This window comes from Pedosphaera parvula Ellin514 (assembly GCF_000172555.1).
GTDB lineage: Bacteria > Verrucomicrobiota > Verrucomicrobiia > Limisphaerales > Pedosphaeraceae > Pedosphaera.
Genome location: NZ_ABOX02000008.1, coordinates 126574 through 147107 on the forward strand (window position 1 = coordinate 126574; position 20534 = coordinate 147107).

The 20534-nt window shown below is 52.3% G+C and carries 22 protein-coding genes; 7 read left to right on the top strand and 15 right to left on the bottom strand.

The window, feature by feature from the left end; all coding sequences use genetic code 11:
• Positions 1-198 precede the first annotated feature (198 nt).
• The 4 genes from CFLAV_RS08515 to CFLAV_RS08530 form a co-directional block, all read right to left on the bottom strand.
• A complete protein-coding gene (locus CFLAV_RS08515; RefSeq protein ID WP_007414280.1) occupies positions 199-1137 on the bottom strand; it encodes an aspartate carbamoyltransferase catalytic subunit in 939 nt (312 codons plus the stop codon).
• A complete protein-coding gene (gene pyrR, locus CFLAV_RS08520) occupies positions 1134-1667 on the bottom strand; it encodes a bifunctional pyr operon transcriptional regulator/uracil phosphoribosyltransferase PyrR (protein WP_007414281.1) in 534 nt (177 codons plus the stop codon). Before pyrR ends, CFLAV_RS08515 begins: the two co-directional genes overlap by 4 nt.
• Before the next feature lie 107 nt (positions 1668-1774).
• On the bottom strand, positions 1775-2002 hold the full coding sequence (locus CFLAV_RS08525; protein WP_007414282.1) for a DUF4032 domain-containing protein: 228 nt from the start codon (positions 2000-2002) through the stop codon (positions 1775-1777).
• Positions 2003-2144: 142 nt separating this feature from the next.
• On the bottom strand, positions 2145-3191 hold the full coding sequence (locus tag CFLAV_RS08530) for an Mrp/NBP35 family ATP-binding protein (protein ID WP_007414283.1): 1047 nt from the start codon (positions 3189-3191) through the stop codon (positions 2145-2147).
• Between the two features lie 169 nt (positions 3192-3360).
• Between CFLAV_RS08530 and CFLAV_RS08535 the strand changes: the two genes are divergently transcribed.
• Positions 3361-5019 (top strand): alpha-keto acid decarboxylase family protein, encoded by a 1659-nt coding sequence (locus CFLAV_RS08535; RefSeq protein ID WP_007414284.1) that lies wholly within the window; start codon positions 3361-3363, stop codon positions 5017-5019.
• Between the two features lie 58 nt (positions 5020-5077).
• Here the strand turns inward: CFLAV_RS08535 and CFLAV_RS08540 are convergent, their stop codons facing one another.
• From CFLAV_RS08540 to CFLAV_RS08550, 4 genes are all read right to left on the bottom strand, one after another.
• Positions 5078-7183 carry a DNA topoisomerase IV subunit A gene (locus CFLAV_RS08540; protein WP_007414285.1) on the bottom strand — a complete coding sequence of 702 codons (2106 nt, stop codon included), beginning with the start codon at positions 7181-7183 and terminating at the stop codon, positions 5078-5080.
• 18 nt (positions 7184-7201) lie between these two features.
• A complete protein-coding gene (locus CFLAV_RS08545; protein WP_007414286.1) occupies positions 7202-9031 on the bottom strand; it encodes a toprim domain-containing protein in 1830 nt (609 codons plus the stop codon).
• Positions 9032-9040: 9 nt separating this feature from the next.
• Complete coding sequence (locus CFLAV_RS34830) at positions 9041-9259, bottom strand: hypothetical protein (RefSeq protein ID WP_007414287.1); 219 nt, start codon at positions 9257-9259, stop codon at positions 9041-9043.
• 248 nt (positions 9260-9507) lie between these two features.
• Positions 9508-9726, bottom strand: a complete 219-nt coding sequence (locus CFLAV_RS08550) for an addiction module protein (protein ID WP_007414288.1) — start codon at positions 9724-9726, stop codon at positions 9508-9510.
• A gap of 122 nt (positions 9727-9848) precedes the next feature.
• Between CFLAV_RS08550 and CFLAV_RS08555 the strand changes: the two genes are divergently transcribed.
• The 3 genes from CFLAV_RS08555 to CFLAV_RS08565 all read left to right on the top strand — a co-directional run bounded on the left by CFLAV_RS08555 (position 9849) and on the right by CFLAV_RS08565 (position 11983).
• Positions 9849-10886 (top strand): HEAT repeat domain-containing protein, encoded by a 1038-nt coding sequence (locus tag CFLAV_RS08555; protein WP_007414289.1) that lies wholly within the window; start codon positions 9849-9851, stop codon positions 10884-10886.
• Positions 10887-11206: 320 nt separating this feature from the next.
• Positions 11207-11542 (top strand): hypothetical protein, encoded by a 336-nt coding sequence (locus tag CFLAV_RS08560; protein ID WP_007414290.1) that lies wholly within the window; start codon positions 11207-11209, stop codon positions 11540-11542.
• A 99-nt stretch (positions 11543-11641) separates the two neighbouring features.
• Positions 11642-11983, top strand: a complete 342-nt coding sequence (locus CFLAV_RS08565; protein ID WP_007414291.1) for a hypothetical protein — start codon at positions 11642-11644, stop codon at positions 11981-11983.
• A 35-nt stretch (positions 11984-12018) separates the two neighbouring features.
• Here CFLAV_RS08565 and CFLAV_RS34005 read toward each other — a convergent pair whose 3' ends face one another.
• From CFLAV_RS34005 to CFLAV_RS08585, 6 genes are all read right to left on the bottom strand, one after another.
• Positions 12019-12183 carry an addiction module protein gene (locus CFLAV_RS34005; protein WP_237712381.1) on the bottom strand — a complete coding sequence of 55 codons (165 nt, stop codon included), beginning with the start codon at positions 12181-12183 and terminating at the stop codon, positions 12019-12021.
• Positions 12184-12198: 15 nt separating this feature from the next.
• Entirely contained in the window at positions 12199-13200 is a 1002-nt protein-coding gene (locus tag CFLAV_RS08570; protein ID WP_007414293.1) for an FRG domain-containing protein, read from the bottom strand.
• Between the two features lie 140 nt (positions 13201-13340).
• Complete coding sequence (locus CFLAV_RS36460; protein ID WP_237712382.1) at positions 13341-13502, bottom strand: hypothetical protein; 162 nt, start codon at positions 13500-13502, stop codon at positions 13341-13343.
• A 57-nt stretch (positions 13503-13559) separates the two neighbouring features.
• Entirely contained in the window at positions 13560-13694 is a 135-nt protein-coding gene (locus CFLAV_RS36880) for a hypothetical protein (protein WP_007414295.1), read from the bottom strand.
• A gap of 124 nt (positions 13695-13818) precedes the next feature.
• A complete protein-coding gene (locus CFLAV_RS08580) occupies positions 13819-14151 on the bottom strand; it encodes a hypothetical protein (protein ID WP_007414296.1) in 333 nt (110 codons plus the stop codon).
• Between the two features lie 217 nt (positions 14152-14368).
• Complete coding sequence (locus CFLAV_RS08585) at positions 14369-14716, bottom strand: hypothetical protein (RefSeq protein ID WP_007414297.1); 348 nt, start codon at positions 14714-14716, stop codon at positions 14369-14371.
• Between the two features lie 400 nt (positions 14717-15116).
• Between CFLAV_RS08585 and CFLAV_RS32055 the strand changes: the two genes are divergently transcribed.
• A complete protein-coding gene (locus CFLAV_RS32055) occupies positions 15117-16820 on the top strand; it encodes a DUF8189 domain-containing protein (RefSeq protein WP_160164529.1) in 1704 nt (567 codons plus the stop codon).
• Between the two features lie 105 nt (positions 16821-16925).
• Here the strand turns inward: CFLAV_RS32055 and CFLAV_RS08595 are convergent, their stop codons facing one another.
• On the bottom strand, positions 16926-17444 hold the full coding sequence (locus CFLAV_RS08595; RefSeq protein WP_007414299.1) for a DUF6882 domain-containing protein: 519 nt from the start codon (positions 17442-17444) through the stop codon (positions 16926-16928).
• A gap of 484 nt (positions 17445-17928) precedes the next feature.
• Between CFLAV_RS08595 and CFLAV_RS08600 the strand changes: the two genes are divergently transcribed.
• Positions 17929-18150 (top strand): hypothetical protein, encoded by a 222-nt coding sequence (locus CFLAV_RS08600; RefSeq protein ID WP_007414301.1) that lies wholly within the window; start codon positions 17929-17931, stop codon positions 18148-18150.
• A gap of 382 nt (positions 18151-18532) precedes the next feature.
• The gene (locus tag CFLAV_RS08605) at positions 18533-20452 is read left to right on the top strand and encodes an Ig domain-containing protein (protein ID WP_007414302.1); all 1920 of its coding nucleotides are present in this window, start codon (positions 18533-18535) and stop codon (positions 20450-20452) included.
• Positions 20453-20534 lie beyond the last annotated feature (82 nt).

Below are 20534 nucleotides of genomic sequence, written 5' to 3' on the forward strand. Positions count from 1 at the left end.
GCTGGCGTTATGGGTCCGAAGATTTTTAAGAGGACATTAACCCGGGGCTCAGCGCTGCTTTGCGCGCTTCACCCCGGGCTATAACGTGGGCGGGCTTTCAGCCCTTAGGAAAGGGGCGAAGACGGATCTGAAGTGGTCGAAGAAGAAAAAACGGAGCCACTCACGAAAATCGCCCTTTTAATGAGGAATGATTTTAAATCAGCCGACTTCCTGGGGGCCTTTGCCGCCGTTAATGAGGAAGAGGACGGCCATGCGGACGGCGAGGCCGTTGGTGACTTGTTCGAGGATGACGGAGCGGCCGCAATCGGCAATCTCGCTGTCGATTTCCACGCCACGATTAATGGGGCCCGGGTGCATGATGAGGGCGTCGGGTTTGGTGATGGCGAGGCGTTTTTTGTTCAAGCCAAACAAGCTGGTGTATTCGCCCAGGCTGGGAAACATGGATTTGCGCTGACGTTCGTGCTGGATGCGCAGGAGATTAATGATGTCGGCATCGGCGATGGCTTCCTCAACATTGTGAGTGACGCGACAACCCATCTTCTCGAATACCTTGGGAACCAGGGTGGAAGGGCCGCACAGAGTGACGTGAGCACCCAGTTTCAACAACGCCCAGATGTTGGAGCGGGCTACGCGGCTGTACAGGATGTCGCCAAGAATCGTGACTTTGAGGCCGGCAATTTTGCCTTTGCGCTCGCGAATGGTGTAAGTATCCAGCAGCGCCTGGGTGGGATGTTCGTGGGCACCATCGCCGGCATTGATGACGGAGGCGTTTAGGAATCGCGATAGGAAATGCGCTGCGCCGGTGGCGCTGTGACGAATGATGATGATGTCCGCGTTAAGTGCTTCGAGATTGCGAGCGGTGTCCTTGAGCGTCTCGCCTTTTTTGAGAGAGGAGGCTTCGGCGGTGAAATTGATGATGTCCGCGGTCAGGCGTTGCGCTGCCAGTTCGAAGCTGATGCGGGTGCGGGTGGAAGGTTCGATGAACAAGTTGATGACGGTTTTTCCGCGTAGCGCCGGGACTTTTTTGATGGCGCGTTCGCCGACCGCCTTGAAAGCGCGGGCAGTGTCGAGAACGGTGTTAATCTCCTCGGGGCTGAGGGATTCTATGTCCAACAGGTGTTTGCGATTCCAGCTCATTTTTTCTGAAGGTAAACGGCATCTTCGCCGCCGGTTTCACTGAGTTGCACCTTCACGTTTTCGTTAAGCGAGGTGGGGACATTCTTGCCGACGAAATCGGCCTTGATGGGCAGTTCACGATGGCCGCGATCGATGAGCACAGCAAGTTGGATGCGCTGGGGACGTCCGAAATCATTGAGGGCATCCATGGCGGCGCGGATCGTGCGGCCGCTGAACAGAACATTGTCGACCAACACGACGGTTTTGGCGGTGATGTCGAAAGGGATGACGGTGGGTTGGATGTTGGGTGTGATGTGGCGATCCAGGTCGTCACGGTGCATGCTGACGTCCAGGCTGCCAGTGGAAACGGGATGATTCCAGATGCCAGCGAGGATGGTGCTGAGGCGGTGCGCCAGTTGGACTCCGCCACGCTGGATGCCGATGATGACGACATCTTTGCTGGTTTCGTTGCGCTCCGCGATTTCGTGCGCGATGCGGGTGAGGGCGCGTTGGAGGGCGGAGGTGTTCAGGATCAGGGTCGAATCGGACATAAAAAAAGTGAGCCGGTGAAGTGCCGGTTCGCGGGGAAATTTAAATTACATTTGTTCATTGGCAACCTTCGCAACCTCGCAGGATTGCTTTAAAGGACCAGAGATTCTCAGATATCGGTCTTACCTGGAGAATGCCGACTCCTACGCCATTTGGATCGGTGCTTTACAATCCAATCAGTCAGAGCCCGTTCAAAACCAATATCCTTGCCGGCTTTTTCTGATTCGATCCATTTATGCTTAAGAATCTCCTCGCGCTCTGCCTGGAACTCGCGATAGAGCGAAGAATTCTTCAGCAAATCACTACCAGTAGGAATGTCTTTTGTGTCGTTAGACATACTTGCAAAGTCGATTTGTCACGACTATGTAACATAGTTTCCGAGAAAACAACCTTATTTCTCTCGGGGTGTGCGCCAATCTACTTACATCAAAATGTAGTGTGGACTCTGATTTGGCAAGTAGCCAAAATAGGCTACACGACTAGCCAAGTTTAGCGCGCAGGTGGTCAGCCACTTGAAGGAAGGCCTTGGCAGCAGGCTTTTCGGGGGCGGATACAACGATTGGCACGCCTGAATCACCTGCAATGCGGATTTCGGTAAAGATGGGTATCTCGCCTAGAAATGTCACCTTTTGACGCTCGGCTTCAGATTTGCCGCCACCGTGACCGAATATTTCAACCCGCTCGCCGTTTGGGGTGGTGAAGTAACTCATATTCTCGACAATTCCCAAAATGGGGACGTTTACCTTTTCGAACATGGCGATGCCTTTACGGACAACGCCCAATGAGGCTTCCTGGGGGGTGGTAACGATCACGCCACCATCCAAAGGAACGGTTTGGCAAAGGGAAAGCTGGGCATCGCCAGTGCCGGGGGGGAGATCGACAATCATGTAGTCCAGTTCGCCCCAGGCAACCGAGGTGATGAATTGCTGGATCGTTTTCATGATCATGGGGCCGCGCCAAATTACGGGGCTATCCCCCTCGATCAAAAGGCCCATGCTCATGACTTTCACTCCGTGGGCGACGGGAGGGATCATCATGGTTTCGTCCTCCGTGACAGTCGGCTTGCGGTGAATGCCCATCATGAGGGGAATACTGGGCCCATAGATATCGCAGTCGAGCAAGCCTACCTTGGCGCCGAGATGTTGAAGGGCGCAGGCAAGGTTGACTGAGGTGGTGGACTTGCCAACACCGCCTTTACCGCTGGCGACAGCGACGATGCGCTTGATGCCGGGAATTTTATTTTGGTTTTGCCAGGGATTTTGAGCGGCGACTGCCGGTGCGCCGGTGGGGGCCTGCAAATGCACCTGCGCGGCGGTGATGCCGGGAAGGGATTTTAAAACGCGTTCGCTTTCGGTTTTGATCTGTTGAGCGACCTCGGGTGTGCCCGAGGCGAGTTGCATCGAGACGTTGACGGAGCCGTTGCTGATGTTGACTTGTTTCACCAGACCGAACGAAACGATATCGCGGCTGTAGCCGGGATATTTCACGGCTTTGAGTGCCTCTTTAATTTGCTCTTCAGTAATCATGATATAAATCAGACAAAACCAAATCGGCGCTTTGGAACCGGCGCATCGTGTTTGAGGAGTGCGGGCGGTAGGTGCTGCCGTACAAGCAATGTAGAAGGGGTGCCGTCCATGTCAAAAGAATTTCCAGAAAGGTTTATCCATGGCATATTGCAGGCGAAGGACTGCCATTATGAAAAAGGCGATTTCCATAGGGGAGTATCTCATCGAGCAACTGCATGCGCATGGGGTCGGCCATGTCTTCGGCATACCGGGAGATTATGTGTTGGGATTTTATGACCAACTGGCGAAGAGCAAGCTGGTTACGATGGTCAACACCTGTGATGAACAGGGGGCGGGCTTTGCGGCGGATGCGTATGCGCGGATGCGGGGGTTGGGGGCGGTGTGCATCACCTATTGCGTGGGTGGATTGAAAGTGGCGAATGCGACGGCGGGAGCTTATGCGGAAAAATCTCCAGTGGTGGTGATCAGCGGCGCGCCGGGGATGAATGAGCGGGAGAAAAATCCATTGTTGCATCACAAGGTCAAGGAATTTGATACGCAGAAGAAAGTGTTTGAGCAGATCACCGTGGCCTCGACGGTGTTGAGCGACGCGCAGACAGCGTTCCAGGAAATTGACCGGGTGTTGCACGCAGCGTTGCGGTACAAGCGGCCGGTATATATCGAGCTGCCACGCGACATGGTGTTCAAGACGGGCATTCAATATTATCGACCGGAGGAGATTCATGAACAGAGCGACACCGAGACATTGCGGGCGGCGCTGGCAGAGGCGGAGGCGATGATCAACAAGGCGAAGAAGCCGGTGTGGCTGGCGGATGTGGAGGTGCATCGGTTTGGATTGCAGGACGTATTGATGAAGCTGGTGCACAAGACAAACATTCCGGTGGCGACAACGGTGCTGGGAAAATCGGTGATTGGAGAACAGCATTCATTTTATCTTGGCGTTTATGAGGGGGCGTTGGGGCGGGATGATGTGCGGCGGTATGTGGAGGGGAGTGATTGCGTGGTGATGTTGGGGGCGTTCTTGACGGACATCAATTTGGGAATTTACACGGCGCAGCTGGATCCGATGCGAACGATCTATGCGAACAGCGAGAAGCTTTCGATTCGTTACCACACGTATGAGAATGTGCGGTTCAAGGATTTCATGCGGGGATTGTTGAAGTTGCGGTTGCGCCGGAGGAAGCTTGGAAAAATTCCCACGCCGCCGCCGATTGGATCGTTCCGCGCGAAGGCAGGGAACACGCCGGTGACGGTCAAAAGATTGTATCAGCGGATCAATGATTTTCTGGGGGAGAACATGATGGTGGTTGCAGACGTGGGGGACGCGTTGTTTGGGGCGACGGATTTGTTCATACGGCATCGCACGGAGTTTTTGGCGCCGGCATATTATGCATCGATGGGATTTGCGGTGCCGGCGGGCATTGGAGCGCAGATGGCGAATCGGAAGTTGCGGCCCCTGGTGTTGGTGGGCGATGGAGCATTTCAAATGACGGGCATGGAGTTGTCTACCGCGGCGCGGTACGGCCTGAATCCGATTGTGATCCTGTTGAACAACTTTGGTTATGGCACGGAGCGGCATATGCAGGACGGGGCTTACAATGATGTGTTGCTGTGGCACTACAGCAAGTTGCCGGAGGTGCTGGGAGCGGGGAAAGGTTTTCTCGTGAAGACGGAAGGGGAGTTGGACAAAGCGCTGGAGGAAGCGAAGAAATGTGAGCACACCTTTTGCCTTTTGGACGTGCAGTTGGATCCGGCGGATCGGTCGCCAGCGTTGCAGCGATTGGCGGAGCGGCTGGCGTTGGGAGTTTCTTCGGCGCGAGTGGTGTAAAAAAATCCAGCGGGTCGTTTATTCCCGCTGGAGTGTGACTTCAAATTTACTGTTTCTATTAAGCGAAACTCAACTTGGTGGTTGGTGCGCTTTCGTCCCAGCCGCGCGGAGGTTTGCTATTGATGGCCGAAACGTCCTTGATGGAGATTTGGTTGCCACGGGTCTTCGCGCCCTTCACTGCAACATCGGCAGGGTTGGCGGTTTGTTGGGCGACTTTTTGGTACGCGGCGGGTTTGTATTTGATGTAAATCTGCGCCGGGGTGTCAGGTTCGAAAAACAGGATTTTCGATTTCTCAGGAATGCAGAAGTATTCCTTGTTCATGATGATGCCGCCAAACGTGAAGCGCTTGAGATAAGTCGCCTCGCGATTGGTATAGGCCAGGGTGAAGATGCGGTCGCGATCGGGAATGCCGCAATACACCACGTCCGGGCCCACAAACAATTTCTCCTGCAATTCGGTGACCTTGTAATGGCCGTCGCGGAAGATGAGGAGGAGCTTGTCGAACTTGGTGCAATCGACGCGGAACTCTTCACCGGAGACCTTGTGGCCGACGTAACCGGATTCGCGATCGTAGGCAACCTTGAAGGCTTTGAAGGCGACATCCTTGGCCTCGACTTCGTCGTAACGGCTGCTCTTGGTGAGGCGAGGATAAATGGGACCGTACTTTTCCAGCAACGCTTCGAGACGGCCAATGGCGTACTTGGTGAGGTTCTTGAGGTGCTTCGCGGTTTCGCTGAGGTCGGCTTTGATCTTATCGATCTCTTCGCGGTGCTTGTTGATATCGAAGAGTGAAATGCGGCGGATGCGAACGCCGAGGAGCATTTCCACATCGGTGTCAACGAGGTCGCGAATCATTTCCTTGCGGAAAGGTTTGAAGCCATCATAGACCGCTTCATAAACGGCTTCGTTCGTCTTACACTGCTCGATCTTTTTGTAGATGCGATTTTCAATGAAGATGCGGACGAGGGTTTTGAAGTGGAGTTCTTCCTGAAGTTTCTTTTCCTTCAGCTCCAGTTCGCGCTTCAAGGTGTCGACGAGTTGGGCGGTGTTTTCGCGCAACACTTCGGAGACGGTCATTTCCACGGGGCGATTATTGCGGATGACAATAATGCGGCTGGAGATGGACATCTCGCAATCGGTGAAGGCGTAGAGCGCGTCGATCAACTGGTCGGCGCTGACGCCGGAGGGCGCTTTGATTTCAATCTCGGCCTCTTCAGAGGTGAAGTCGTTGATGCTCTTGATTTTGATCTTGCCCTTGCGTGAGGCGTCCTCGATGGAACCGATCAATGAATCGGTGGTGGTCATCGGCGGGATTTCCTTGATGACAACGGTGGATTCGTCCTTCGCTTTGATTTTGGCGCGCACCTTGATGCTGCCCTTGCCGTCGGCGTATTCGCGGGCATCCATCAAACCGCCCGTCGGGAAATCGGGCAGGACTTTGAAGGGTTGCTTCTTGAGAATGGCGATTTGCGCTTCGAGCAATTCGGGGAAGTTGTGCGGCAAGATTTTGCACGACATGCCGACCGCGATGCCTTCAGTGCCGAGCATGAGGAGCGTCGGTAGTTTGGAGGGAAGTGTGACCGGTTCCTTATTACGACCGTCGTAACTGGGAACGAACTCGGTCAGCTCGTCGTTGAAGAGTTCGTTGCGCGCGAGCTCGGTCAGGCGGCATTCGATGTAACGCGGGGCGGCTGCGGGGTCGCCGGTGTAGATGTTGCCGAAGTTACCCTGGCCTTCGATCAAGTAACGTTTGTTCGTAATGACAACCAGGGCGTCACCAATGGCAGCTTCACCGTGGGGATGATACTGCGCGCAATGGCCGGAGATGGTCGCGACCTTGATGAAGCGTCCGTCGTCCTTCTCATGCAGCGACCAGAGGATGCGGCGTTGCACGGGCTTCAAACCGTCGGCGAGATTGGGAATGGCGCGGTCACGAATGACGTAGGAGGCGTATTCGAGAAAGCTGAAATCCATCCGCTTGTGGAGCGGGGTTTCCACTTTGTTAATATCGAAGGGACGCACCGCGATTTCGGTCGCCGCGGTCTCGGCCACGACATGGTCTTTGCCGTTGCCATTGCCATTATCCTTACCATCGCCATTCCCGTTCGTGGGGAGTTCGGGTTGGGCGGGTTGTTCTTTCTTCTCTTTTTTTGATTCGCTCATTACTTCAAAATCCTGGGGTTAGTCTTCGACAGGGACGATGAGGTTTTCCATGATGTAATCCTTGCGCTCGGGTGTATTGCGGCCCATGTAGAACGAAAGGATGTTCGAGGCGTCCGGCTTGGCGGCGTATTCGACCTGGCTGAGGCGCATTTCCTTGCCGATGAATTGCTTGAACTCGGCGGGCGAGATTTCTCCCAATCCTTTGAATCGGGTGATCTCGCAACTTTTGCCCAGCGCCTGCGACGCGGTATCGCGCTCCGCTTCGGAATAACAGTAAATGGTTTTATCCTTGTTGCGCACGCGGAAGAGGGGTGTTTCGAGCACGTAGAGATGGCCGTCCTGCACCAACTGATCAAAGAACCGGAAAAAGTAAGTGATCAATAAATTGCGGATGTGCAGGCCGTCGACGTCGGCGTCGGTGGCGAGGATCACCTTCTCGTAACGCAAACCTTCGAGGTTGTCCTCGATGTCGAGACTGCGCATGAGATTGTACATTTCGTCGTTCTTGTAAACGATGTCGCGCTTGAGATCCCAAACGTTGAGCGGCTTGCCCTTGAGCACGAAGATGGCCTGGGTATTGACGTCGCGACAGCTCACAATGGAACCGGCGGCGGATTGACCTTCTGTGAGGAAGACCATCGAGCCCTTGCCTTTGCCCTTTTCCTTGTCGAAATGCACCTTGCAATCCTTGAGCTGCGGGATACGGAACGTTATCGCCTTCGCACGCTCTCGGGCGAGTTTCTTCACATCCTGCAATTCCTTGCGGAGCTGGCGGGTGTCTTCCACCTTCGCCATGATCTTCTCAGCGACTTCGCGATTACGATTGAAGAAGTGGAGTAATTCCTCGCGCACCGTGTTCACGAGCTCGGTGCGGATTTCGGTGTTGCCCAGTTTGTTCTTGGTTTGCGATTCGAATAACGGGTCCTTCAGGCGAATCGCGACGGCGCCGACCATGCATTCGCGCACGTCATCGCCTTCGTATTTGCCCTTGGAATGTTCGTTGACCGCCTTGAGCAAACCTTCGCGGAAGGCGCTCAAGTGCGTGCCGCCGTCGGAGGTGTATTGACCGTTGACGAAGGAGAAAAAGCTTTCGCCATAACGACTGTTGCTGTGCGTGAAGCAAAATTCCAGCGTCTTGTTCGCGAAATGGAGCGGGGGATAGATCGGCTCGCTGTTGTCGGCGCGGAGATCTTCCATGACGAGATCGAGCAATCCGTTTTTGGATTGAAACGTCTGGCCGTTGAACTGCAGCTTGAGGCCGGTATTCAGGTAACTGTAATGGCGGAGACGTTTTTCGATGTACTCGGCGCGAAACTCGCTCTCCTTAAAAATCGTCGGATCTGGCTCGAACTCGATAAACGTGCCGTCGGGTTCCGTGGTCTTGCCAGTCTTTTCACCCTTCAACTTGCCTTGCTTGAACGAGGCTTCCGAAAATTCGCCGCCGCGATGGCTGCGGACATAAAAATCCTTGGAGAGTGCATTGACGGCCTTGGTGCCGACGCCGTTGAGGCCGACGCTGAATTGAAACACGTCGTCGTTATACTTGGCGCCGGTATTGATCTTGGAAACGCAATCGATGACCTTGCCCAGCGGGATGCCGCGGCCGAAGTCGCGCACGCTCACCTTGTTGCCCTCGACCTTGATCTGGACTTCCTTGCCGTAGCCCATGATGTATTCATCGATGGTATTATCGATGACTTCCTTGAGCAGGACGTAGCAACCGTCGTCGTGATGGGAGCCGTCACCGATGCGCCCGATGTACATGCCGGTGCGCAACCGGATGTGTTCGAGCGAGGAAAGCGTCTTGATTTTACTCTCGTCGTATACGTTTTTCTTGTTCTCGGCCATATATAGAATCTATAAAATATTCAGGTTAACACCCCATTTGCCAATAGCTAAAAGTGGGTTTTTTACCCGCAAAGTTGCATATTGATGCAGAAATTTATGGTATTCAACCTTTTCACCCAACTGACTGCCCATCAAAGCCTTATTCGTTGCCATCAGTTGCCACAGAGGGACAAATCCATCCTTTGACCGGCGCGCCCCGGGTATGTTCAGCCTCTTTTCACTTAGCATGCAGATAATATAAATGGGGGGTGGGACATGGGGTGTCCATGGCCTCAAAAAAGTTTGGAGAAAATTGTGTTGAGTGGCAAGGAGTTAGAGGAAAAGGCGGGAAATTTGCGAAAGGCGAGTTTTGAAAGGGCGTGGGCGTGAACGTTCCTCGTTCCGAAAGGGCCAGCGGCCCGACCCAAACCAGCCCAACGGCGAAGCCTTGGGTTATCTGCCCGAAATTCTTTTAAGTCCTGAATGGGTGCACCACCTCACACCAGCCGGTCGCGCAGATGAGTCTTGGCGGTTTCCCAATCCACGGGAAGCTCCCCGACGGATTTCAATTTATCATCCCGCTCGCACAACTCACCCTCGTGCCAACCCGGCGATTCCACCTGTTCGTCGTGGCGACTCAAATCCGCCCGGATCGCCTCCATTAACCGCAATTTTTCCTCTCGTGTCATCTGATCCAACGGCAGGTTGATATCCATAAGTTCTTTCCTTTCACAACGTAGGTTTTGTTGGGAGTGCCGTCAAAGGGGGTTCTTGCGGACTTGTGGAACTAACTGGTTTTGTCCTTTCTCGGCATTCCGAATCCACTATCGTTTCGCCGATGATGAAGAAAAACCAGTTCCGCCTCATGCTTATAATTGTGGTGCTTGCCGCAATTTTGGGCGGATTGGCCTGGCACAGTGCCACGCCGAAGGAGCCCATTTATCACGGAAAACCTCTGGGCGACTGGCTGGAAGGGATAAGTGAGAATATGAAACCGGAGCAGGAACAGGCACTCCTGATCCTGGCCAAAATGGGAACCAACGCCACTCCCATCATAGTGCGCAAGCTGGAGCAAAATGATTCGCCCATAAGAAACAAATATCGCGACGCCTGGCCGACGCTGCCTGCCTGGCCAAAAAAGGTTCTGCCCACGCCTGCGCCTGAAACCTTTACCGTGGAGGATGCTGAAAGAGCGTTCCGATCTGTGCTGGGCACCAACATGGCCAGTCAATTACCCCAACTGCTCACTCATCCCAACCCCGCAGTCCGTGAAGCCGTTGCTCCAGAGATTTGGGAAGCATACAGGCTTCGTTCCATTCCGAGCGAGCAGCTTTTATCCCTTTGTATTTTCGCCTTGAAGGACCCCGATCCTCTGGTTCGCTTTAATTCAGCTTTGGTTTTGGAACGCTTCGGTCCGGCTGCCTCAAATGCCGTTCCCAACCTTATCCACTCATTGCGGAGCAGCGAAGCGGGCCGTAGAAAAGGTTCGACAATCCATGTTCGTGCTGTTGCGCTCCGGGTATTGGGAAGCATCGGTTCGGCCGCTGCAAGTGCCGTTCCCGCGTTGACGAATCTCTTATCTTCATCTGATGTCGAATTCCGCATCCAGGTGGCCGCTGCTCTCTGGTACATCACCCAGGATGAAACCATCGCTCTTCCCGTATTCATTTCTGATGTTCCTAAACTGGACAAATCTCTAATGGGATCCGAGGCCATACACCCCTTGAGAGCAATGGGCCCCCGGGCAAAAGCTGCAGTTCCCATGCTCCTGAATGAAATAAACAGGTATACAAATTACGGAGACAACGGCAGCAGATTCAGCATCGCCCTCGAAGCCATTGACCCTGACGCTGCTGCAAAAATCTGGGTGAAATGAAAAGCAAACGCAGCAAAATGATTCTAGTGATGAATTTTGATTATAAACCGGCATGGCGTGAACGTTCCCCATTCTGAAAGGGCCAACGGCCCGGCCTAAACCAGCCTAATGGCGAAGCCTTGGGTTACTTGGTTGAGATTTAATCAAGCCCTGAATGGGCGCGCCACATCTCACGCCATCCGTTTACACAATTGCGTCTTGGCCCTTTTGCAATTCATGAAGATTCTGATGTTCTTTCCACCAATAATGCACTGGCCTTTTTCCCCTAGCTTTGTATAGATAGTTCGTCACAAGAACATCCACACATTCAAGGAGAACAAATGACCCAAGATGAAGCGCGCAAACATTTCCAGGAGTTATTGAAAAACTACAACCGGGGAATTTACATGATCGGTGAAACTTTCTATCGGCTATACCTGTATGCTGCGTTCATCAAGCCGGAGGAAATCATGACGCAGGTTCCAGAGGCGCTTCGAAAAGAACTTTTAAAAGCTGCATCCCGTCCTCTCCCGACACGTGAGGAGGATCAATGGCTTATCGGCGGCACTTTCATCCACGAAGACACGGAGGAATCACGCCGCGCCGCCAGGGAAGAAGATGATAACCGGTATAAAGGTCGTTGCAGACTTTACGAGTATTTGAACCGACCGGCTTAAACTGACTTTCAAAGGAGATTAGCCATGACACCTGATGAGGTCCATAAGCAGCCTCACCATCACTGTCAACAACCTGACTACAATTAGAAGAATTATTTTATGACACCAGAGGATGCCCGAAAACTGCTTCAAGGCCTCGTGGAGGGTTACCATAAAGGAATTTATGACGAATCCTTCGTGATCCATCGCCTCTACTACCTTGCCGCAGTCATTGAAGCGGAGGAAATCTTGGCTGCGGTTCCAGAGGGGGTCCGGCTTGTACTGCAGAAGGACGCGGCTCTCCCGCTGCCAAAGTTTGAGGAGGATAATTGGTTTATGGCCGGGGTGTCCGTTCGCAGGGGCGAGCCAACGGAGGAGGAGATAAAGGCTTCACTTGAGGCGGACAAAGCGCGGTATAGAGGGCATTGTCGGCTGCATGAGTATTTGAATCGGCGGGGTTGATCTTGGAGTCAGCAGGATTGATGAAAGCAAACCCTTTAGCCGCCAATCTCCCCGACCGACTTCACTTTGTCATCCCGCTTGCACAACTCACGCTGGTGCCAACCCGGCGATTGCACCTGCTCCCCATTGCGACTCAAATCGGCCCAGATGGCTACCATTGCCCGCAATTTTTCGGTAAGGCGCATCCGGGCCAGAGGCAAGGTAAGTGTTCCAGTTCAAATACTCTTTAGACCCAGTTCGCGCCCCTCAGTTAAAAGCATGTTGCAGTATTGAGCTGCACCACCAAGATCTGGAAAAAGCGTCAGATAGTTTATGTTCATTTTGTTCAAACCCTTCAATATGGCTTTCCGTTCGGTTTCCGGAATGATTACTTTGGTAAGTAAAGGAATTTGATCCCAAGGTGGAGGTCTTAGCTCATTGTATGTACGTATCCATGTTTCAACGGGGACATTTCCCGGAGTATAAACTAGACTGCCTCCTTGGCTGTGGATGCGCTGATTTTCTTTTGTGCTGGGAGTATAGAATCGAAGCTGCTTCTTTTTCAGTCGCTGATATTCATTGTCACACAGCCACTCTTTAACGGCGTCCGAAATTTTCGACTCCTCTACCATTTTCCTTATCTGATCAGGAACACCTATTTCCTCTAAAATATAACGCCTAAAGTCATCAGTGTATGGTGTCTTCGAAAGCTTCTGTTTGAATGGTGCCATCCCATGGGTTTCAGTGATGTTAAAATTTAAGGATGCAGTCTCGTGAAAATTTAATGCAAACACTGCTCTTCGACCGCATGTCGACGCCTGTGGCTCTGCAAAAGCAAAGAACAAAGCAACGTAAGGATATTTAGTCCAGTCTATGAGCGGTGTTTTTAGCCCATGGTGTTGGCCTAAAGCCCATAATTTGAGCTCTTCGCTGTCCTTGTCAGAGTTTTGTATTTCAAATTCAACGTTCGTACATCGAGCAACCGCCTCACGATATCGAAAGATGTGAGCCCAATCTTCCGACTTCGAAACCCGAGCAAGCGAGGATGTTATTTCCCATTCCGCGCATCGCTGACCTCTCCACGAGAGAGAATGGTCTGTGCTGCCACCGAAACCAATTTGTAGAAACTGGAAGAACGCCTCAAACGTTGGTATTTCGACGATGCGAATGCCATCCAGATAAGAAACCTCAACCCATGGACCGGGCTCCCGATTTGATAAAGGAGTTTGATTTTCCATTCAGGAGAAAAGTTGAGATTTACCGCTGGAGAGTGGACGATTCATATGCTTGAGTTAACAAACGTTTATATGCAATGCGAGAAAGAACTGTAGGGTTTTCATTCTGCCTACGGAGGAGCAAAGGGGATTGGAAGTAGTATTCAAAGCTGCTCCAAAAATTTAATGGCTAATGCAACGAAGCCGGTAATAGTTGCCCCTATAACCAGAGCAATAACCACCATTACCTTTTTGCTGAATCTTAGTGCTAAAGTCTGCGACTCGAATTCATTTCTAAGCTGCTCAAGGTATTGATGCCCTTTCATGGTTATGCTTATTCCCGCGACATTAGCTGGGCGCCCCATGCTGTCATTCGTCACGCATCAATTTAAATATTTCCATTTAACCAGTTCAGCGTATATAGCTACTTCTTCCATGGTTTCTTCAACGCCGATTTGTTCAGGTGTTTCTCCTCTGCTGGCACGTTTGAGTATCAGGTAGATGGCTTTGGAATTCATTTTGTAGACTATGCCAATCCCATTTAAGAAAGTCCATGCCTTGCCCTCGCCGCCATTCAGAATGGTTCAAATCGCCTTTGAAGATAAGTGGATCACCACGCACATGAAAAAGAGGAATGCCTCTTCAGCGGGCAAAGGATTTCCGGATGATGATATTTTTATCGTTGGAGATTAGATAATGGACTTCTGTTCCATACTTGGTTTTGCCGCCCCGGGTTGTCGGTTCGCCCGGCACCTGATTGGGAATGAAAATTACTTCGCGGGAATCTTTTGATTCTGAAACTTCAACTGTGAAGTTTGTTAAATTGGCGGCATCCTTGCCTTTGGAAAAATCCTCCAACGCAACGGCGCAAGCTTTTAATTGAGCGCCGGTAATCTTCACTGCTTCCATTTCTTTCGCCCAACAAATGTTGCTTAAGCACAAGGCGATTAACGCCATTATCCATTTTTTATTCATAATTTTTCGTTATGGTTTAGTGCCAACTTCTCCAACGTCGTGAAGGGTTGATCCATAGTGTGCACTTCTTGGTTTTCTTGGGTCTGGCATGGATGCTATGCCACGGTTTGTTCTCAAAGATGTGATTTCAGAGATGTTTAGGAAAACGAAGTGAGCTAAGGGATTCGGGCCTTTAACTCACCTTGGCAAACTGCGGGTCTGTTAACTTGAGTTGCGCTTACTTCGCTCCTGGCATCGGTACGTGGCCATCGCCGCTGTAACTTCCTCCATGCATCTTTGTGCGGCCATTCCCCTTTCCGTTTTCATCCAGAATTACCGAAACACGACTATTGCCGCTGTAGAACCCGGCATTCATCGGCGCGAAGCCGTTGTCTCGATAGCTTCCGGCACACAGCAGAGGGAAACCATTGCCTGTGTAACTCTCGCCATTCGCGGCCGCCGCTGCGTGGCCGTTCCCTTTTCCGTTGCATACCTCCATGCCTGCCGCTGCATTGCTATTCGATACACCTGCGGAGGCGCCGTAGAAACAACCAAGTCCGATCGCTGCTACAATAAGTTTCGTCATAGTTTCCTTTCGCGTGCTGCATTCAGGTAGATTTCCAATCCTTTGGCAATCGATCTGAACCGTCACGCACCGACATATTAGACGGAGTCATTCAACTTTTACTCATATTCAATTTGGCGGAACAGAAGGCGCTGGCATCAAACTCGCAAGTTTGTTGGCAGCACCAACTTCGCTCCATTTTGAAGCGGAGGTTTGACAGCCTCGACCTATACGAATGGCGAGACATGAATATGTAATGGTTGGCGGCGGCAGCTTTTGCTAAACTCCGGTTAAGCGTTCCCTGATTTCTTGCCCGTGCTTCTGCAAGCACTCAGGTGGATGAAGTGCAGGCTTCATGCTTCATCCGGATATTCAAAACCGTTCATTATTCATCAATCGTCGTTCACAAAGCTTCTACCTTATGAAACTTAAAATTCTTATTTCCACAGGTACCGGGATGCTCGGTGTCGCGGTTGCCGTGTTGCTGGCGGCTTCGGCTGCCAGTGTGTCGGCGCAATCTTACACCTGGGGGACCACGCTCGTGTCGGGTGGCACCTGGATGACTGGTCACGGGGTCAATGTGTTTTGGAATGGAACTCCCAACTGCAATCCCAATTACGTGGGCGGTAATTCTTACACGACTTATAACGGCACCCAATACTACACGGGCGAACAATATCAGTGCGGCGAATTGCCGTTCCGCCTCTACACGACGCTGGGTTGGTATCTCGGGGCATGGCCGGATACTTATGCGTATCAGATGTACACGTCCCCACCCGCCGGTATGCAGACTCACGCAAATGGTTCCGGCTATGTGCCGGTGCCGGGCGATTGTGTCGTGTGGAATACAGCGGCTACTACAGATACAGCGGGGCATGTGGCGGTGGTGAATTATGTGGATGGCGGGCATGTTTATATTTGCGAGCAGAACATGTGCAATTATGGGACCGCCATCCTTAACCGCTCCGGCAGCAACGGTTCGACTTTGGCCCGGGCGGACGGCTGGGGCGCGGGGGCGTTGCTCGGTTGTGTGCATTCGCCCAACAATCCCAACACTTATATTAATACTCACATCAATCCCTGCGTCGCCCGCACTTCGGATGGCCGCCTGGAACTCTTCGCCGTCGATCTCTCCGGCAACATGACTCACAATTATCAGACCAGTCCTGGCGGATCGTGGGCTGGTTGGACCTTGCTTGGGACAGCGAGTAATCTTTTTGCCACCAACTCCTTTCCGGCTGTTGGAGTGAACGCCGATGGACGTCTGGAGCTGTTCGCCGTGGCCAGCAGTGGCGTGATTAATCACATCTGGCAAAAGGTTGCCGGCAGCAGCGCGGCCACCAATTGGTCCTCGTTCACGGCGTTCAGCTCCTCGGTCAGTCCCACGGCCAAGCTCGCGGTTGGCAATTGGGCGAATGGAGTGCAGGACCTTTTCGTGATTGGGACTGATGGTGTGCTTTATCATAATTATCAGACCGCTCCCAACAGCGGTTGGGCGGGCTTCGTCAGCCTGGGTGGTTCGTGGCAGCAGGACGGTGATATTGCGGTGGGCCGCGAGAATGATGGTCGCGTGGAGGTATTTGTCATCGGCAACACCGGCAACCTTTATCACAACTGGGAGACTGCCGCTAACGGCACCAGTTGGAATGGCTGGGCAAATATCGGCGGAGCCTTGGCGGAGCAGGTGCGCGTGGCGGTGGGCCGCAACTCGGATGGGCGATTGGAAGTATTCACGCTGGGCACCGATGGTGTCTGCTATCACGAGTGGGAAACGACCGCCAACACGCCTGGCACCTGGAGCAGTTGGGGCAGCCTGGGCGGCCTGTGGAAGGTTGATGCGAAACCATTTGTCGGCACGGACTCGAACGGCGCGCTGGAAGTGTTTCTCATAGGCAGCACCGGTAATTTGTATCACAACTACCAAAGCGGTGGCGGGTGGTCCGGTTGGTTGAGCCTGACCGGGAGCTTTACCCAAAACGTCCGTCCCTGCGTGGGAATGAATCAGAGCGGAAAACTGGAGGTCTTCCTCACCGGTCCAAGTGCCGACGTACAGACCGCCACGGAAAGCGCGGCGAACAGCGCCACCTGGTCGGCCTTTAGCAGCCTGGGCGGAAGCTGGAATTAAAGCCTGAATTAAATTGTTTCACTCGATTCTCCCCGCGCCTCAGTTGGTGCGGGGAGAATTTTTTAATGATGAAGAGTTTAAAGCTCTGGCAGCCATTGATAGCGTTCAGCCAGTTTTGGTCCAGCGGAAGTTGCTGAGAAGGATGTAAACGGAGATGCCGTTGGCATCGGTTTGGTAAACGCCGGCGGCGGCGATGGCGTGGATGCCAATGGCGCAGAGCAGGGCGATGTATTTCTCATCGGGCAAATCCACCTGGGCATCGCGCAGATAATCAATTCCCCAGCGTTCGCCCAGTTCCCCCACCTTGTGGCTGGCGCGGGCGACGGCTTCATCGATGTTCGGATTATGCCACGCCCATTCCCAGATCTTCTTTTGCGGCGAATAACTGCCGAGGATTTGGCCATCGGCCTGCCATTGCGAGCCGTCCTCAAAATCCATTTTAAAGATGCCGGTCTGCTGTTGGAAATTCCATTGCGTCGCGTCATCGAAGCGCCAGGTGGTTTCCATGGCGTCCTGTTTGGGATTCAACTCCGCGCGTGCCTCCGCCAGAAACGCATCTGCTTCCGGCGACACTGTCGTCTCGAAATTGTAGGTTCGTTGCCGAAGCTTGAAGGGGTTAAACATGAAATTTGCGAAGCGGATGGCGTTATAAACTTTTACTGGAACTCAAGGCTTCAGTTTCGCCTTGTTGACGGGTGAAAGATGGAATTGGTTGGAGAGGATGTAAAGGGAAATGGGGATTTAGAAGCCTATACTTGTCGCGTCGCGATCTGCTTGAGCTTCTTCAAGCCACTCGATTTGTGCGCCACCTTGGCGCCTGGCATCGTCCAACTCCCAATGGCCGCCTCCGAATCATTAATGACCAATAGTTTATGGGGGCAGGCGGAAAGCAAACGTTGGCATTTTTTTAAGCAAATAAGACGGGGTGACCGTATACAAATGTGCAATGTAATTTTGATAACTTTCTCCGTTGCAGTTGTCAAAGGAATGTATTTGAACCGATCGTCATTACGTCATCGGTATTCGCTGCGATGGTCGCCAATGCTGTGGGCATAAAACAGCAGATTATCGTTTGCTGAAATAACAAACCTGAGGAAATGTTTGTGCTATGCGCATCCTGATACAGAACTGCAAGACATATTTATATTTGAAGGCTCCGGGAGAATGGACCGCTTCAGCAGATGAGGCGACAGATTTTAAAAGGTCCGTGGATGCCTTGACGCATTGTGCCAAAGCAAATTTGGAAGATGTGCAGATCGTATTGAAATTTCCCACCGGCTTGTATGATGTGAACATCGCGGCTACTGATGGTTGCCGCAAAGTCGCTTGACGCGACAGTTGCTATTTTTCCTGCCAGACGCCTTTGCAAACCGTTGCAGCGTTTGGATAGTTAGTTCAGCAGAGTCTTCCACTGTAAATTCGAGTTTCTTCGACTAAGAGAAATCCATCATTTGCGCTGGCACGCCATCGTTATCCGGTTTGGAGACCGTCGCTCCGTCGCCCCATTGCTTTTCATGCTGATTTTCTTTGAAACCTCAATATGTGACGATTCGTTTTGGTGATTGGTCCAATCTGTAAGGAACATTCATAGCCGGTTCTTGAGTGTCGTCCGGGCCGCATATTTATCTGGCAATTCAATTTAGGACGGGTTTTAGTGGAGTCTTTGCAGGGTGTCTTCGTTCGTTCATTGCAGCAACAGCTACGTTTAGCCCATGAAAAAGCTCCTAACTCCATTGATCGGAAACAAAATCTTCCTTTTGTCGCTGCTGTTGTTTGTCAGCACTCGCCCCGTCCAGGCGGGAGATGTCAATTCATACCTTGTTTTGAAAGGGCAATCTTTCTTTCAAAGTGATGCCGGTTCAGCGGCCGCATCCGGTGCTACGATTCAGGCCCAGGTTTCTCCCAATGGCTTTAATTTCGTCACGAACGCCGCACTTTTGCCGCCTGGCGGTACCTGGGTGGTTTTGCCTGCCAAAAGCGACGGTTTTACTTTGAAGCAAAACTTCGCCTCGGTTGTCGCGCTGGATGCCGCATATCCCAACGGTACTTACGCCGTCGCGACCGCCGGGGTGAACGATGGTATGAAGACGAACTATTTGAGTCTAACCGGCAATCTCTACCCGACGACGCCTCATTTCAGTAATTTCAACGCGGCTCAAGCGGTCGATCCAACACTGGATTTCACCTTGACCTGGGATGCGATTGCGGGAGCAACGGCTAATGATTTTTTGCAGATCCAGATCAGGGACTGCACGGGCAATAAGGTGATTGCCTCGCCAGAATTTGGCAAATCCGGCGGTTTGAATGGACTGGCCACTGCGTTCACCATTCCAGCGCAAACGTTGCGTTCGGGAATGACTTATACCGCGGAGATGCAGGTGGTCCGCATATCCACGTTTGATAATACCAGTTATCCCGGAGCGAGCGGGGTGGCAGCGTATTTGGATGACTTGCAAATGAATTTGATTACCACCGGGACGCAGGTGGGATGTGCGCAGGGCCAATTCCAGTTGGTTTTTAATTTTGCCAGCGGCAGTTTCGGTTCGGGCACCACGGGAACCATTTCGTTTCCGCAAGCGATAAGCTATTATTTCGCATTGTATAACGTGGACAATGACACGAATTATCCCTCTACGGTGACTTTTACCGGGCCATCCAGCTCGGGGCTGAACAATACGACCAATTCAAATGTAGGCTCGGATTTCGGCACCTCAGCCTTCTACAGCAGTCCGCCCATCAACACGCCACCCTTTCCAGGAGGCGGCATCTATACAGTGGTTTACAAAGGAATGAGCAACAATTTCAATCTGCCGAATCCGGATGCCGTCAACGAACAGGTGTTGATTGTTCCCTCAGTGGCCATCGATGCCTCGAATGTGGTGCAGCAAATCTATTGGACTTATAAAAGCAGCTCGGGCGCCACGATTGCGGCGCCGGCATTCATGGGCAACATTGAGATCCGCGTGGAAGGTTTCAATGGCAGATTGTATGACGCAGGCAACGAGCAAAATCGGATTGCTCCTTCCGTCACCAACCATTTTCCCACACAAACGATCATCTGGACAAACGTCACCAGTATCGGGATGGTGTTCAACGACCTCGTCGGAAATTCCTATGACAGTTATTGGAACCGGACGTTGCAGCCGCTTGCGATCACCACAACAAATCTGCCCATTGCAACGCAAGGTTCGTTTTATAGTTTTCTGCTGAGCGCCAGCGGCGGCAATCAGCAATATAACTGGTCGGTTGTTTCCAACTCCCTGCCAGGTGGGCTGACCTTGAATGGCATCACGGGGGAAATCAGCGGCACACCTTCCACCAGTGGCAATTTCAACTTCATCGCGCAAGTGCAGGACACGTCCGGGAGCTTCACCAATCGAGTCTTGAGTTTGTTGGTAAATGCTGGAAATACACCTGCCATAACACTTAGTTCCCCGACGGTTGCAAATGGACAATTTAGGTTTCAGGTGAATGGACACTCCGGCGTGAATTATACCATCCAGGTTTCCACCAACTTGATAAACTGGGCCGCGCTCCTCACCACCAATTCCACCAGTACCAGCTTCAAAGTGCTTGATGCCGGCGTTGGTGGCTTTTCCCGGCGCTATTATCGTGTTCAAACCGGACCGTGAGCAAGGCCATTTAGCGGAACTATCATTTGCGTCTCCTGCCAGCTGGCCTCACCCTGCCTGTTGAAACTCCCACGCGATTCAG

Bases quoted from the DNA above. Each gene is read 5' to 3' on its own strand.
- CFLAV_RS08535 (WP_007414284.1), top strand. From the start codon at position 3,361: ATGAAAAAGGCGATTTCCATAGGGGAGTATCTCATCGAGCAACTGCAT.
- CFLAV_RS32055 (WP_160164529.1), top strand. From the start codon at position 15,117: ATGAAACTTAAAATTCTTATTTCCACAGGTACCGGGATGCTCGGTGTC.
- CFLAV_RS08550 (WP_007414288.1), bottom strand. From the start codon at position 9,726: ATGGATATCAACCTGCCGTTGGATCAGATGACACGAGAGGAAAAATTG.
- CFLAV_RS08585 (WP_007414297.1), bottom strand. From the start codon at position 14,716: ATGACGAAACTTATTGTAGCAGCGATCGGACTTGGTTGTTTCTACGGC.
- CFLAV_RS08555 (WP_007414289.1), top strand. From the start codon at position 9,849: ATGATGAAGAAAAACCAGTTCCGCCTCATGCTTATAATTGTGGTGCTT.
- CFLAV_RS08560 (WP_007414290.1), top strand. From the start codon at position 11,207: ATGACCCAAGATGAAGCGCGCAAACATTTCCAGGAGTTATTGAAAAAC.
- CFLAV_RS08545 (WP_007414286.1), bottom strand. From the start codon at position 9,031: ATGGCCGAGAACAAGAAAAACGTATACGACGAGAGTAAAATCAAGACG.
- CFLAV_RS08605 (WP_007414302.1), top strand. From the start codon at position 18,533: ATGAAAAAGCTCCTAACTCCATTGATCGGAAACAAAATCTTCCTTTTG.
- CFLAV_RS08565 (WP_007414291.1), top strand. From the start codon at position 11,642: ATGACACCAGAGGATGCCCGAAAACTGCTTCAAGGCCTCGTGGAGGGT.
- CFLAV_RS36880 (WP_007414295.1), bottom strand. From the start codon at position 13,694: ATGAATTCCAAAGCCATCTACCTGATACTCAAACGTGCCAGCAGAGGA.
- CFLAV_RS36460 (WP_237712382.1), bottom strand. From the start codon at position 13,502: ATGAAAGGGCATCAATACCTTGAGCAGCTTAGAAATGAATTCGAGTCG.
- CFLAV_RS08530 (WP_007414283.1), bottom strand. From the start codon at position 3,191: ATGATTACTGAAGAGCAAATTAAAGAGGCACTCAAAGCCGTGAAATAT.
- CFLAV_RS08515 (WP_007414280.1), bottom strand. From the start codon at position 1,137: ATGAGCTGGAATCGCAAACACCTGTTGGACATAGAATCCCTCAGCCCC.
- CFLAV_RS08540 (WP_007414285.1), bottom strand. From the start codon at position 7,183: ATGAGCGAATCAAAAAAAGAGAAGAAAGAACAACCCGCCCAACCCGAA.
- CFLAV_RS34830 (WP_007414287.1), bottom strand. From the start codon at position 9,259: ATGCTAAGTGAAAAGAGGCTGAACATACCCGGGGCGCGCCGGTCAAAG.
- CFLAV_RS08580 (WP_007414296.1), bottom strand. From the start codon at position 14,151: ATGAATAAAAAATGGATAATGGCGTTAATCGCCTTGTGCTTAAGCAAC.
- CFLAV_RS08600 (WP_007414301.1), top strand. From the start codon at position 17,929: ATGCGCATCCTGATACAGAACTGCAAGACATATTTATATTTGAAGGCT.
- CFLAV_RS08595 (WP_007414299.1), bottom strand. From the start codon at position 17,444: ATGTTTAACCCCTTCAAGCTTCGGCAACGAACCTACAATTTCGAGACG.
- CFLAV_RS08525 (WP_007414282.1), bottom strand. From the start codon at position 2,002: ATGTCTAACGACACAAAAGACATTCCTACTGGTAGTGATTTGCTGAAG.
- pyrR (WP_007414281.1), bottom strand. From the start codon at position 1,667: ATGTCCGATTCGACCCTGATCCTGAACACCTCCGCCCTCCAACGCGCC.
- CFLAV_RS08570 (WP_007414293.1), bottom strand. From the start codon at position 13,200: ATGGAAAATCAAACTCCTTTATCAAATCGGGAGCCCGGTCCATGGGTT.